Genomic DNA, 13,367 nt, shown 5'->3' on the forward strand with positions numbered 1-13,367 from the left:
GTGAGTTCTTCATCGATTGTCGCTCGTAACATCTCCGTCGAATTTCCGATTTACGAGAACTCGCATCGCTCGCTGAAAAAGGCGGTGCTCAACCTCACGACGGGTGGCCGCATCGGCCAGGACGCAGGACGCCATGCGATCGTCAAGGCGATCGACGATCTGTCCTTCAGCTTCACCGAGGGCGATCGCGTGGGCCTCGTCGGTCACAACGGCTCGGGCAAGACCACGCTGTTGCGCACGCTGTCGGGCGTGTATGCGCCGGTGCGCGGCGAGCTGAAAGTGCACGGCAAGATTGCGTCGCTGCTGGACGTGTCAATGGGCCTCGACCCCGACGCGACCGGCTTCGAAAACATCTATTTGCGCGGCATTCTTGATGGGCTGAAGCCAGCGCGCATCCGCAGCAAGATTGACGAAATCGCGGATTTCAGCGAACTGGGCGACTACCTGAACCTGCCGGTGCGCACGTATTCGAGCGGCATGATGCTGCGCCTCGCGTTCGCAATTTCCACGAGCGTCGAAGCCGACATCCTGATCATGGACGAGTGGCTGAGCGTGGGCGACGCCGAGTTCAGCATCAAGGCTGCGGAGCGTTTGGAAAGTCTTGTCGGCAAGGCGTCGGTGCTGGTCGTTGCGTCGCACGATCCGTCGCTGGTGGCACGCGTGTGCAATCGCAAGATTTCGATGGAGCACGGCCGGATGATCGCAGACGAACCCGTCGTCCCGCCGGCCGAGAGCGAGGGCCCGGTCGTCAGCCACACCGCGCAATTGCCCCATTGACGCTGGAGTAAGAGTCGAGGTCGCGGGGGTACCGGGTCGTTGAGACTTGCCGCCGCAGCAACGCATGCAGTGTGTCAATGAAAGCCGGATGCGTGCGGGCCGTACTGTTTCCGCGCGTTTTCATTCCAGGCAAAGCTTCGCGCTCAATACAAATCGTGCCGCCGAAGCGCCCGCGAAACTTTCGCGGCGCATCCGGCGACAGCAGTCAGGCGCAAGAGAGGCGCAACAAGGTTCGAAGTCATGCGAGCTAATCACCCATTCCTGCGTTATTCCGAATCCCTGTTCGTGCGCCAGCCGTTTCGCACGCTGAAGGGTTTTGCCGGTGGCTACATCGCCTATCCGATCGCGGAGAGCCGCGAAAAGCGCAGCGTGCGCCCAAAAATCCAGGAACTGCGCGAGCACTACAGGCTGCCCATGCCGCATCGCCGGCGCATTGCCCTGGAACGTCTTGCGGGCATGCTCGAATTCGCCGGCGAAAAAGTGCCGTATTACCAGGACCTGTTCAAGGCGAGGCAGTTCGATCCAGCCAAGGTCAAGCAGGACCCTCGCTACCTGGAAGAGCTTCCGTATCTGACCAAGGACATCATCCGTGAACAGGGGCCGCGCCTCCTGTCCGGGCCGCTCGAAGCAGGCCAGCATCACGCATGCAAGACCGGCGGGTCGACGGGTTTGTCCACCACGATCTATTACGATCAGGAAGGCGCGGACTACTCGTCGGCGGTCACCAACTATTGCCGCGAGCGCATCGGCAAACTACGTCATCGCTCGGAGCTTCACTTTGCGTGCCGTTTCCCGGATCAGGTGATTCCCGAATGGCCCTCGCGCGAAGATTTCAAGTGCTTCGCGATGAACCGCAGCAATATCTTCTTCGACCGCATCGACGATCAGGGTCTCGAGGAGATGTGGCGCACGTTGAAGCGCCGCAAGCCTTACCTCGCGCATTCGCATCCTTCCACCATGTACGCGCTCGCCTGCTACGTGCAGCGCAAATACGGCGGCGGCAAGGCGTTCCAGGTGTTCGAGTCGAGCGGCGAACTGCTCGAACCGCATGCGCGCGAAATGATCGCGTCGGCGCTGCGTTGCCGCGTGATCGACCGTTATGGCCTCGCTGAACTTGGCGTGATGGCCTATGAGCTCGACGGTCACGAAGGCGGTTTCCAGATTCTCGAATCCGAAGGATGGCCGGAAAGCCGCGTCCCGGAAGGCAATCCGGACGGCACGCACGAACTCGTGTTCACGGGCTTTCGCAACAAGCTGATGCCGCTCATCCGCTATGCGACGGGCGACAACGCGCGCGTGCAGGAAACGGAGAAAGGCTTTTTCCTGACCGATGTGGTCGGCCGCATTCACGACGTCGTGCCGATCAACGGCGTTGCGCACCCCACGCACCACATCCAGGACATGCTCGATCATCGCGTCGGCGGCATTCAGGAGTTTCAGATCGATCTGCGCACCTCGCCGCCCACGCTGCGCATCGTGCTGGAGCCGCACGCGAATGCGGAAGAAACCACCGCCAGGCTGCGGCATTTCTGGCAGGACGCCTTCACGATCGCCTATGTCGGACACGACGATTTCGTGCGCGTCGGCAGCCGGGCCAAGTTCCGTCACGTGGTGACTGCATGATCGGGATTCTTTCATCAAACGCTTCGGCACAAGCCGGCCACCATGCGCTCGCCGCCGTGCAGCGCTCGGTCAGCGCGAGCCAGGTGCAGCCGATCTCGCGCAGCCTGCTGCGTGGGATGGCGCCTGATATCGTGGTTGCCGTCGACACGCCCGATGGCTGGAGCGCCGATCTGATCGCGTGGCTGCGCGCCCGCCCTCGCAAGCTGGTGGTGTTCGGCAAGATGCCGATCGCGCTTGCCGACTATCTCGGTTATCAAAGTGCGGATCCGCACGCCGATCTCACTATGGCAAGCCGCAGCGAACCGGCGCCCCCGGGCGAGCAGCGCGAGAGCGCCGCGGCGGTGAATTACGGCGCGCTGGCGCAGACGCTTGGCGGCGACACGTGGCATCGTCCGTTCGAGCGTTTCGATTTCGCCGACGAATGGAACGATCTCGGCTTCGGCGCGATCCGCGGCGACGGCTCGATGTGGGCGGTCGGCAAGCCGGTGCAGGTGCCCGCAGAGGCGGAACTTGCGGCGGTCTTTGTCGGCGGCGAGAGGCAGTTCTCGTACGGCGCGCTGTCCGATGCGGGTGCGTCGAGCGTGCTGTGGTTCAACCGGCCAGTCGGTCCGTGCGATTCGTTCGAGTGGCGCCTCGTCGAAAATTTTCTGTCGAGCTATCGGGCGCAGGACATGCTGCCCTGCCAGCCGGTGCTGAGCGAACTGCCGTGGGGCTACGACGCGGCAATCACGTCGCGCCTCGACTGCGACGAAGGCGTTGAATCCGCGCGTCCGTTGTGGCAGGCCTATCAACGTCTTGGCGTGCCGTTCACGCTCGCCGTCCACACGCAAAACCTGAACCGCCCCGAGCAGCACGGCATTTTGCGCGAGCTTCTCGTCGACAGGACACACGCTGCGGTGCTGTCGCATACGGCGACGCATGCGCCGAACTGGGGCGGCACTTACGACAATGCCGTCGCGGAAGGCATGCAGTCGGCGGCCTTGCTGGAAGCGGCGACGGGCGTGCCTGTGCGCTATGCCGTCTCGCCGTTTCATCAGTCGCCGTCCTATGCAATGCGCGGTCTCGCGGACGCCGGCTACGAAGGCTGCGTCGGCGGAATCATCCGCAACGATCCGGAGTTTCTGACCGCTCGCGGCGGCGCGCTGGCCGGCATGCCCGCGGGCTTCGTCGCGCACAGCCAGCAGTGCATGCTGCACGGCGATTGCATGTTGAAGGACGGCGACCCGCTCGCGATCTTCAAACAGGCTTTCGACTACGCGTACGCAACGAATACGCTGTTCGGCTATCTCGACCATCCGTTCTCCGAACGTTATACGTATGGCTGGACGGACGAAGCGCAGCGTGTCGACGCTCACGAGAAGTTTATTGCCTACATCAGAAGCAAGGCGCAAAAGCCGCTTTTTCTGCACGAAGAAGCAGCGCTCGATTTTCTCAAGTTCAGATCGCTTGCGCAGGTTGTCGGAGACGCCGACGATTATCGCGTCATGACGCCAGGCAATCTGGAAGCAGCGTCGGCAAGAGCCGCCACACCCTTGACGCTCGGCGTCGAATATCGCGGCGCGCACGTGCGGGTTCAAGCGGGGAAACCACTGCAATGAAAGTCATGGTGGTGATGGGCACGCGGCCCGAGGTCATCAAGCTCGCGCCAGTGGTGCGCGCGTTGCGCGAGCAGGTCGACACGGTGGTCTGCGCGAGCGGCCAGCACAAGGACATGGCCGCGCAAGCGCTCGCGTTCTTTGGTATCGAACCCGACCTCACGCTCGACACGATGAGCGCGGGACAATCGCTCAACGCGCTGTCGTCGCGCCTTCTCGCGGCGCTCGACCGCGCGTTCGAAGAAGTGCGTCCCGACTGGGTGATCGTGCAGGGCGACACCACGACGGCGTTTTGCGCGAGCCTCGCTGCGTTCCATCGCGGGATTGCGGTCGGTCACGTCGAAGCGGGCCTGCGCACCGGCGACCTGACGAGCCCGTTTCCCGAGGAAGCGAACCGCAGTCTGATCGGCCGCATCGCGACGCGGCATTTCGCGCCCACTGAGCTGGCGCGCCAGCATCTGCTCGCCGAAGGCATCGCCGCAGAAAAGATCATTGTGACCGGCAACACGGTTGTCGACGCGATTGCCGAGGTCAGGCAAAGCTGGAGCACGACGCCGCCACAAAGTCCGCTGCCCGAATGGCATGGCGCCGAAGACCAGCATGTTCTCGTCACCTGCCATCGGCGGGAAAATTTCGGCGATGTGTTGCAAGACATTTGCCGTGTGCTGCGCGATCTGTGCCAGCGCTACAGCGCTTATCGCTGGGTGTTTCCGGTGCATTTGAATCCTGCCGTGCGCGGCCCGGTGCATCGCGAACTGGACGGCATTGCGAACCTCGCGCTGATCGAACCCGTCGACTATCCGACGAGCCTCTATCTGATCAGCCGCAGCGCGGTGGTGGTCAGCGATTCGGGCGGCATCCAGGAAGAAGCGCCGACTTTTGGCGTGCCGGTCGTCGTGATGCGCAATCACACGGAACGCCGGGAAGGCGTCGACGCCGGCTTTGCGACGCTGGCGGGTCAGGCGCCGCAGAACATAGAAAGCGCGGTGGCGGGTTGGCTCGACGACCCGGCGCGCCGCAAGGCGCTGCGCAACCGCGCAAACCCTTATGGCGACGGGCTGGCGTCGCGCCGCATCGTCGAAAGCCTGTTGGGCCGGCCGGTCGAGGTGTTCATTGGTTGACGGCAAGGATGTGATGTCAGCCGCGCATGACTGCGTGCTGTTTTCGACCGCCGACTGGGACGAACCGTATTGGACCAACAAGCAGCACACGGCGAGCATTCTGGCCGCGCGCGGCTGGCGGGTTCTGTATGTGGAGAGCGTCGGCTTCCGTTCGCCGAAGGTCGGCAGCGGCCGCGACTGGGCGCGTCTGTGGCGGCGCTTGTGGCGCGGCGTGCAGTCGCTCGTGCTCGGCCCGCCGCGGCGCGCGGCAAACATCTGGGTGCTCTCGCCGCTGATGGTGCCGGCCGGGCATCATCTGCCTTTTGTGCGCTCGCTCAATCAGGCGCTGCTGCGCTTTTCGGTGGCGCGCTTTGCCAAAGGGCATCGCTACAAAGATCCGGTCGTGTGGACGTATCACCCGTACATGCTCGACTCGATCTCGACCTTGCCGCGCGGACCGCTCGTCTATCACTGCGTCGACGACATCGCGACGATCCCCGGTGTCGACGTCGACGCTTTCCGCAGCGCGCAACAGGCGCTGCTCGGTCAATGCGAGGCGGTGTTCACGACGGCGATGTCGTTAAAGGAAGTGTGCCTGCCGTTCAACCGAAACACGCACTTCTTCGGCAACGTGGTCGACGACGTGCATTTCGGCGAGGCCCGCGCGGATGGTCCGATACCTGCGGAACTGGCTGCGATTCCCGAACCGCGGCTCGTTTATCACGGCGTGCTGTCCGACTTCAAGGTCGACTTTCCGCTCCTGATGCAGACCGCGCAGGCGCGTCCGCAATGGCAGTGGGTGATTATCGGCGAGGAGCGGGAAGGGCAGCGCAGCGAACTGCTCGCGCAGCTCGCACGCTTGCCGAACGTGCACCTGCTCGGCTATCGCAGCTATCAGTCGCTGCCGCGGTATTTGCGCGGCATGCGCGTCGGCGTGCTGCCGACCTTGCTCAACGAGTACACCCGCTCGATGTTCCCGATGAAGTTCTACGAATACCTTGCCGCCGGCCTGCCCGTGGTGTCGACGCCGCTTGACTTCGCGAAGGAGCCGCGGGCCGGTCTCGAAGTGGGCGGCGATGCAAAAGCCTTCATCACCGCGATCGAAAAACAGTTGGCACGCGGCAAGCTCTCCGCCGATGAGGCCGTCGCGGCGGTTGGCGAGAACACGTGGGAGCGCAGGCTCGACAAGATGCTCGCGATCACGTTCGCAGGTCATGCGCCGGGCGACGGCCGGTCCGCGTCGCTGGACGCCGTCGCGTGAGTGATAGCCGCATGAAAGTCCTGCATATCTACCGCACGTATTTTCCCGACCCCCCCGGCGGTCTTCAGGAAGCGATCCGTCAGATCAGCCTGTCCACGCGCGCATGCGGCGTGGATCCGCGCATCTTCACGCTGTCGCCGAATCCGGTGCCGCGCGAGGTGCGGTTTCCCGAGGGCATCGTGACGCGTTCGCGCTCGTGGGCCGCGCCAGCTTCGTGCGATCTCGGCGGGTTGGAGTCGCTGCGGCAATACCGCACACAGGCCGAATCCGCCGATATTCTGCATTTTCACTTCCCATGGCCGTTTGCCGACGTGCTGCATCTGTTGGGCCGAGTGAAAAAGCCCGCGGTAATGACGTATCACTCGGACGTGGTCCGGCAGCGCGCCCTAGGTTACGTGTACGGACCTTTGATGCGCTCCACATTGCGCTCAATGTCGGCGGTGGTGGCCACCTCGGCCGTCTATGCGCGAAGCAGCCCGATTCTGACGAGCGTCGTGGATGAGCGGCGCCTGAAGGCTATCCCGCTTGGCATCATCGATTACCGCGATGACCCTGTGCTCGGCCGTTTCTCGCCTCGCTGTCTGGACCGGCTGCAACTCGGCGACGAGCCGTATGTGCTGGCGCTCGGGGTCCTGCGGTATTACAAGGGACTGCATACGTTGATCGAGGCCGCGCCGTCGATCGCGTCGAAAATCGTCATTGCCGGGTCGGGACCGGAAATGGAGCGGCTAACCGCGCTTGCACGCGAAGTCGGCGCAGACAACGTGGTGTTCGCCGGGCAGGTGTCGCATGAAGAGAAAGTCGCGTTGCTGAACGGCTGCCGCGCGTTGGTGATGCCGTCGCACCTGCGCTCGGAGGCATTCGGAATGGTGCTGGTCGAAGCGGAAATGTTCGGTAAGCCGATGGTCTGCTGCGAGGTGGGCTCGGGCACTTCCTATGTGAACGAGCACGGCGTGACGGGCTTTGTAGTGCCGCCCGAGGCGCCGGTTCGGTTCGCGGCGGCGGTCAATGAGTTGGTGCTTGACGAGGCGCTTGCGCGAAAGATGGGCGCGGCGGCGCGTGAGCGGTACGAGAGGCTGTTCTCGGGCCCGGCGTTGGGTAATGCCTATCGCGGGCTTTATGAAGAGGTGCTGGGCTGAAACGCCGTTCCTTTCCCGGCTTGGAACGCTATCTTGCAGATGAAACAACTTGCCAGAAATAACATGTAACGGCATAGTTGGCGCATTTTCCGTGACCTGGCAGGGTTTCAGAAGCGGGCTGCCGAACCTGTGCGCACTTTACGTTGCGCCACGCGCATCGCAAGACGACGTAAGGTTGTGGCTAATCCGACGGTTCAGGGCGCAACTATGGTGATGCGTCAGCCGGCTACGAGTGCGGCGACCCGGCGAGCGGTATCGATAGGGGCCGGGCGATCGTGTTCGAATCTTGCCATGCAGGTATCTCTGCGTATAAGCGCTTCAAATGCAGAACGCCGAAAGAGCGGCGCGACAGGCAAACGACACATGAACTCAAGCATTCCGAACAAGGCTCCATCTATTGCGGTTGTTATACCTAGCTACAAAGTCCGCGCGCATATCCTCGGTGTGATCGCGAAGATCGGGCCGGAAGTCGATCGGATTTTTGTTGTTGATGACTGCTGCCCGGACAAGAGCGGCGATTTTGTCGAGAGTCATTGCAAGGACGAGCGCGTACGCGTCGTCCGGCATGCCGTAAATAAGGGAGTCGGCGGGGCCGTGATGACGGGCTACGTAGAAGCGATCGCCGAAGGTGCGGACGTGATCGTCAAGATTGACGGTGACGGCCAGATGGATCCAGGCCTTTTGCCCAAATTCGTATCTCCTATCGTTGAAGGGTGGGCGGACTACACGAAGGGCAATCGCTTTTACGATCTGACGCACATCAGCCGCATGCCCGCTATGCGGCTGATCGGCAACGCCGGCCTTTCGATCATGACAAAGATTTCCACTGGCTACTGGACGATCTTTGACCCGACGAACGGCTACACGGCGATCAACGCGCGCGCCGCTGCGCACTTGCCGTTTGACCGCATCAGTCAGCGCTACTTCTTCGAAACAGACATGCTGTTTCGGCTTAATACGCTGCGCGCCGTAGTTGTCGATATTCCAATGGACGCAGTGTACGGAGACGAGGAATCGAACCTCAAGATCACAAAGGTTCTTTTCGAGTTCACGGGCAAACATGCAAAGAACTTCATGAAGCGGATCTTTTACAACTATTTCTTACGCGACATGACGGCGGCCACCTTCGAGTTGATCGCCGGCCTGATCCTGTTCGTGTTCGGAACCTGCTTTGGTGTCGTGCATTGGATTAACGCACTCGCAACGGCCACGCCCACTCCGCTTGGCACGATCATGCTTTCCGCGTTGCCAGTGTTGATCGGCCTGCAATTGCTGCTGGGCTTCCTCAACTTCGATGTCGCTAACGTACCGTCGCGGCCAATCAGCAAATTCCTGCCGTTTCAGCCATTGCGGGCGCATGCGCCGTTGACGACTGGTGACGTAAGGCCGCTCGATCCAATCGAATGAATCCACTTGGCGGCTCAGCGACGTTCTTGCAAACGTCGCGAGCGCCGCTCGCAACCATTTACTTATCGTACTGAAGCATGACGCCTCTTCAAACTATCTGGGCAATCTCGTGTGCCTTCATCATTGCGGTCGGGCAGATCGCATTCAAGAAGGCCGGCATGGAAGTGCAAAGCGCAGGCACGTGGTTCTCGCCACGCGCCTTGGTGACGATCTTCTTTGCGCTTGCAATCTACGCGATCGCGACGCTGCTCTGGATCAACCTGTTGAGATTCGTGAACCTCAATAGGGCGTATTCGTTTATGGCGCTGTGCTTCATCATCGTGCCGATCGCGAGTCACTTTATATTCAAGGAGGCCATCACGACCGGATATGTGATTGGTACGGGGCTGGTAATTGTCGGACTGGTTGTTGCCACGCGCTTTGGATAAGACGAATTCGCCGGCGGGCACTAGCGACGGGTGATTCTCAAGAAGACGAAAAATGCGCAAACTCCTCACAAAAATCTGCACTATTCTCGCCTGCCTGCATTTGACCGCGGCATTAGCCGCTGGTGCTGAGCCGCAAGCAGTTCCTCGTGCGTTCGTTGACCAGGTTGTCGTTGATTCTGCCGCGCGTACTATGCAACTGGCAGGCTGGGCAGTGTCCTCGCAAGGGAAGGCCGGCATTCCGACGCTTCAGGTTCTGGCTGGCGATGAGGAGATCTATCGCGGCCATGCCGCACGGGAGCCGCGGCCCGATGTTGCGAAAGCAACTACACATAGCGATTGGATCGACTCAGGTTGGCGACTGACCGTGCGACTACCGGATACCGTCCATTCAGGTACGCAGCGTCTCCTCGTCAAAGTGCAATTCGACAGTGAGGCGCCCATTGATAGTGTCCCGTCAACCCCTGAAAACGCTTTTATCCATATCTCTCAGGCTGGTTGGCCTTGTCCGGGCACTTGGGTTGGTCTCCTTGTTGGCGCTTCTTTCCTGCTCATCAGCTATTTCTTCGCAACGCCTGTGAGCCGGCTCCTGTCTCGCTGGACGCGTTTTCGGGTCCCACCGCCGGCCTCACCAGCGATCGGCATCGTTGCCTTCTTTGCGATTCTTGTGGCACTCGGTGTGTCGGGGTCCTCAGTGGGGCAAGCGCAAGACGGAGGCATCCCTATTCAAGGAATCAGGTTCGCGCTGCTCGCGAATACGCCGAAACCAATTCGCAGCGACGAATGGCTGGTCCTGTCACCAATGGCAATCGCCCAGGTTCGCCATCATCCTGCGTTTCCCGTGGTCAACAAAAATGTCGGGCCAGACGGTCAGAACATGCTTGTTGTCGGGATGACTTCCGTTCCAGTTCTCGGCCTGTCTGCCTTGGGGCGCCCCGCCACCTGGGGATACTTTTTCTTGCCCCTGCCCCAAGCGATGGCCTGGCACTGGTGGTTCCCTGCATTTGCCTGCGTTCTCGGACTCTGGGGATGTTTTTCGGTGCTTTTTCGCGGCCAGTGGCGAATGGGCTTATTGCTCTCGCTCTGTTTCGTCATGTCGCCCTATGTTATCGCATGGTCATATTGGCCTGCGTACGTGACCATGTTCGCAGCGACGGCGTTTGCATCGGTTGTTGCGTTGTTGACGGGAACTCGACGGTGGGGCAATCCATTGCTCGCGGTGTTGATCGGCGTAAGCGTTTCCGGTTTTGTACTGACACTGTATCCGGCTTGGCAAGTTCCTATTGCGTATCTGTTTGCGCTTCTTCTTTTCGCGGTCGCTATCCGGGACTGGAAGTCCCTCCGCTTTTCAGCCGCTAACATGAGTTGGCTCATGCTGGGCCTGGTACTGGCAGGTGCAATCGTCGGTTCGTGGTGGCATGACGCGCGTGACGCGGTCGCTGCGATGGTTGCAACCATCTACCCCGGGCAACGTACCGCTGTCCCCGGCGGCGGCATTGATCCATGGTATCTGTCCCGAGGGTTCACCAATTTCAGAACTATCTATGGGGACCTTAAGGGCGTTTCAAATCAAAGTGAAGTCTCGTCGTTTGTCTACTTCTTCTTGCCTGCTCTGATTGGCGCCTTCTTCAACGGCGCTTATAAGGGGAAAAACAAACCGATCTTCTTTGCCATCCTCGCGTTCCTGGCTTTGGCGTTCTGGTATCAGTACTTCGGGTTTCCCGTGCAGTTGGCCAAACTGAGTCAGTGGGGGCGGACATTTCCTACCCGAGTCGATATTGCCGTAGGTGTAGCCTCGATCGCGCTCCTTGGGACCGCGCTCGCAACGAATACTGATTCAGCCGACCGTGTGCAAAAGACTAGAAGCCAGCATGTTGGCGCAATAATAGTCGCCGCGCTCTGGACTGCCGCCATCTGGTGGAGCCTGCGACATGCGCCTGAGCCTGTCACTGGCCTGATGGGCCGCCCGCGGACGGTGTTTTTGCTGCTATTTGTTGGCTGGTGTTCTTATGCGCTTGCGTCAAGGTGGTCGAAGGCGTTTCTTGTTTCGCTGCTTGGTTTCCTGACGTTCACCACTGCTGCGTTCAATCCTTGGACAGTGATCGCAAATTCCAGTGCGTCTGAAAGCGTGGGGGGCAAATGCTCGATAGGGGACGGTCGCACGCTGGTAATCGGATCGCATCTACCTGCAATGACCTTGATGGCGTCGGGGTGCCCAGTGCTGAACGGTGTCTCCTATTATCCGCAGATGTCGTTGTGGCGCGTCCTCGATCCTGCGGGAAAACAAGCTGATATCTACAATCGCTACCAGCACATATTCGTCGAACTTTCGGATCTGAAGGGTTCGCCCATACCCGTTCTGATAAGTCCGCAGAGTGATATGGTCCGATTGACGGTCGACCCGCGAGCCTTTAATTTCGCCCGTCTTCCAATATCGTACGTGCTTGTCCGCTCGGACGCGGCGATGGACCTCTCGTCAAATCCCGCGTTACAGAAAATGCCGCCGCCAGCGTCTGGTTGGACACGCTTCAAGGTTGTTCCGTAGCGTCTGGTAGCATAAAAAAATGCGTACTGCGACTGCGTAGCAATCCGGCGATACGCACTCTGATGCCTCGCGCGACGCCACACCGGCAATGCAGTCAGCTTGCTCCGGCGGTGATTCGATGAGCTTCACTTGTAGCCGTCGCCAATGGCCCAACCCGCCGCCCCTCGCGCCACCCGAAATGCCGATAGTGAGTCACTGCGTCCGCGCCCGCGTCGCGTACATCGGGGTTCGCGGCGAGATAATCGGCAGCACTGAACCCCGGCGGAAACACGAGCGGTTCGATCGGGTCGAGTTCGCTGCGCTGTCCGCATACGCGCGAGGTGGCTCGCGCGTTGTCCCGGCCGGGACGTAACTGTTCCCATATGCGTCGCGTTCGCCACCACGCAGTACCGGGCGCGGCGGCTATGGCCGCGCGTGCCATGCGTCGCCAGCTTTTAGCGATGTATTCCCGGTCACACGAACGCCGCAGCACGACGGAGAATTCGGCGCCGTTGCGCGCCGTGTCGGCGAAGTCTTCGCATGCAAAGTCGAGCAGGTTCATTTCGCATAGATCGGCGATGAGCTTCGCGAACGATCGTGGCGTGAAAACCCAGCAATGAACGTCGTGATATGTGCCGTTTTCGAAGGCGTCGCGCGCGAGTTGCATCGCGCCTTGCCACGTGTGATGCCGTTTCGCGGAGGCCCGCTCGATACGCCCGCGCCATGCCTGTGCGGTGCTGATGTCGGCGGCGTTCAGGCAGTGATCGAGCAGACAGAATGGATGAGGGACGCGCGCGCGTTCCACATAGCTTGTCAGCACCTCGGGCAGACCGCTTTCACGCCGGAAGTAATCGAACGTGAAGCGCCTGTCGGGCACCGCGAGACGCACCTCGCCGGTCGGCTTGAGCACCGCCCCCAGTTCGCGCAGCCACGTGACGAGATCGGGCACATGCTCGACCACGTGCGATGCCACCACATAGTCCACATACTGCCCGCCGATGGCTTCATGCAGCGTGTTCTCGCCCCACACTGCATCCACATTGACGATCTCGCCGGGATCGACATGCGGATCGTCGCGATACTTCTGACGCAGGTGCGGCGTGTCGGTGTGATCGACATAGATGATCTTCGCGGCGTCTATCTGACGAACGAGCGGCCAGCACAGCGGGCCAATCTCTACGCCCACGCTCTCCTTCAGGTTGAGTCCGCGAAGAAGACGGGTTCGACGCTTCTCTCGTGCAAGCTTGTCGCGGTCATTGCTTTCCTTCGTCATGTCGTCTCCTCACTCAACTGCATCCTGGGTCGCGCGAGATATGCGTCGCGGGTAGCGACGCATAGCGCGAAAAGATGGGTCAGCGTGCATGCGTCAGGAGGGCTGGCGGCGGCCAATGCCCCTGTCGCAAGTGTCAAACGATGAAGGGCAGCGCGTGCATCGCGCACGTGCTGCATGAAGCAAGTTTTTCCGGCTGATTGAGCGGTCGGCCACGGTGTCGGTAGCTTTGAGCCCGCGAACAAA

10 protein-coding genes are annotated in these 13,367 nt (G+C 61.0%); 9 read left to right on the forward strand and 1 reads right to left on the reverse strand.

The features are described 5' to 3' along the window. The 9 genes from A3AC_RS0120840 (at position 1) to A3AC_RS0120880 (ending at position 11,872) form a co-directional block, all read left to right on the forward strand. The gene (locus tag A3AC_RS0120840; RefSeq protein ID WP_025601160.1) at positions 1–777 is read left to right on the forward strand and encodes an ABC transporter ATP-binding protein; all 777 of its coding nucleotides are present in this window, start codon (positions 1–3) and stop codon (positions 775–777) included. A 240-nt stretch (positions 778–1,017) separates the two neighbouring features. Beyond that, positions 1,018–2,400: a phenylacetate--CoA ligase family protein gene (locus A3AC_RS0120845; RefSeq protein ID WP_025601161.1), complete on the forward strand. Its 1,383-nt coding sequence runs from the start codon at positions 1,018–1,020 to the stop codon at positions 2,398–2,400. Next, on the forward strand, positions 2,397–3,998 hold the full coding sequence (locus A3AC_RS0120850) for a polysaccharide deacetylase (protein ID WP_025601162.1): 1,602 nt from the start codon (positions 2,397–2,399) through the stop codon (positions 3,996–3,998). Before A3AC_RS0120845 ends, A3AC_RS0120850 begins: the two co-directional genes overlap by 4 nt. Continuing rightward, a complete protein-coding gene (wecB, locus tag A3AC_RS0120855; protein ID WP_025601163.1) occupies positions 3,995–5,116 on the forward strand; it encodes a non-hydrolyzing UDP-N-acetylglucosamine 2-epimerase in 1,122 nt (373 codons plus the stop codon). Before A3AC_RS0120850 ends, wecB begins: the two co-directional genes overlap by 4 nt. Positions 5,117–5,129: 13 nt before the next feature. Further along, positions 5,130–6,356, forward strand: a complete 1,227-nt coding sequence (locus A3AC_RS0120860; protein ID WP_442856517.1) for a glycosyltransferase — start codon at positions 5,130–5,132, stop codon at positions 6,354–6,356. Positions 6,357–6,367: 11 nt separating this feature from the next. Next, positions 6,368–7,495 carry a glycosyltransferase gene (locus A3AC_RS0120865; protein WP_025601165.1) on the forward strand — a complete coding sequence of 376 codons (1,128 nt, stop codon included), beginning with the start codon at positions 6,368–6,370 and terminating at the stop codon, positions 7,493–7,495. Positions 7,496–7,858: 363 nt separating this feature from the next. Continuing rightward, a complete protein-coding gene (locus A3AC_RS0120870; RefSeq protein WP_025601166.1) occupies positions 7,859–8,902 on the forward strand; it encodes a glycosyltransferase family 2 protein in 1,044 nt (347 codons plus the stop codon). Between the two features lie 77 nt (positions 8,903–8,979). Then, positions 8,980–9,330 carry a hypothetical protein gene (locus A3AC_RS0120875; protein WP_025601167.1) on the forward strand — a complete coding sequence of 117 codons (351 nt, stop codon included), beginning with the start codon at positions 8,980–8,982 and terminating at the stop codon, positions 9,328–9,330. A gap of 52 nt (positions 9,331–9,382) precedes the next feature. Further along, the gene (locus A3AC_RS0120880) at positions 9,383–11,872 is read left to right on the forward strand and encodes a DUF7657 domain-containing protein (protein ID WP_025601168.1); all 2,490 of its coding nucleotides are present in this window, start codon (positions 9,383–9,385) and stop codon (positions 11,870–11,872) included. Between the two features lie 94 nt (positions 11,873–11,966). On the opposite strand, the gene A3AC_RS0120885 is transcribed toward A3AC_RS0120880, so the two are convergent. Next, positions 11,967–13,124, reverse strand: a complete 1,158-nt coding sequence (locus tag A3AC_RS0120885; protein ID WP_025601169.1) for a class I SAM-dependent methyltransferase — start codon at positions 13,122–13,124, stop codon at positions 11,967–11,969. Between the last annotated feature and the right edge of the window lie 243 nt (positions 13,125–13,367).

Source organism: Burkholderia sp. WSM2230 (assembly GCF_000472445.1).
Classification (GTDB): Bacteria; Pseudomonadota; Gammaproteobacteria; order Burkholderiales; family Burkholderiaceae; genus Paraburkholderia.

Excerpts from the sequence above, each read along its gene's own strand:
- A3AC_RS0120845 (WP_025601161.1), top strand. The coding sequence starts at position 1,018 with ATGCGAGCTAATCACCCATTCCTGCGTTATTCCGAATCCCTGTTCGTG.
- A3AC_RS0120850 (WP_025601162.1), top strand. The coding sequence starts at position 2,397 with ATGATCGGGATTCTTTCATCAAACGCTTCGGCACAAGCCGGCCACCAT.
- wecB (WP_025601163.1), top strand. The coding sequence starts at position 3,995 with ATGAAAGTCATGGTGGTGATGGGCACGCGGCCCGAGGTCATCAAGCTC.
- A3AC_RS0120860 (WP_442856517.1), top strand. The coding sequence starts at position 5,130 with ATGTCAGCCGCGCATGACTGCGTGCTGTTTTCGACCGCCGACTGGGAC.
- A3AC_RS0120865 (WP_025601165.1), top strand. The coding sequence starts at position 6,368 with ATGAAAGTCCTGCATATCTACCGCACGTATTTTCCCGACCCCCCCGGC.
- A3AC_RS0120870 (WP_025601166.1), top strand. The coding sequence starts at position 7,859 with ATGAACTCAAGCATTCCGAACAAGGCTCCATCTATTGCGGTTGTTATA.
- A3AC_RS0120875 (WP_025601167.1), top strand. The coding sequence starts at position 8,980 with ATGACGCCTCTTCAAACTATCTGGGCAATCTCGTGTGCCTTCATCATT.
- A3AC_RS0120880 (WP_025601168.1), top strand. The coding sequence starts at position 9,383 with ATGCGCAAACTCCTCACAAAAATCTGCACTATTCTCGCCTGCCTGCAT.
- A3AC_RS0120885 (WP_025601169.1), bottom strand. The coding sequence starts at position 13,124 with ATGACGAAGGAAAGCAATGACCGCGACAAGCTTGCACGAGAGAAGCGT.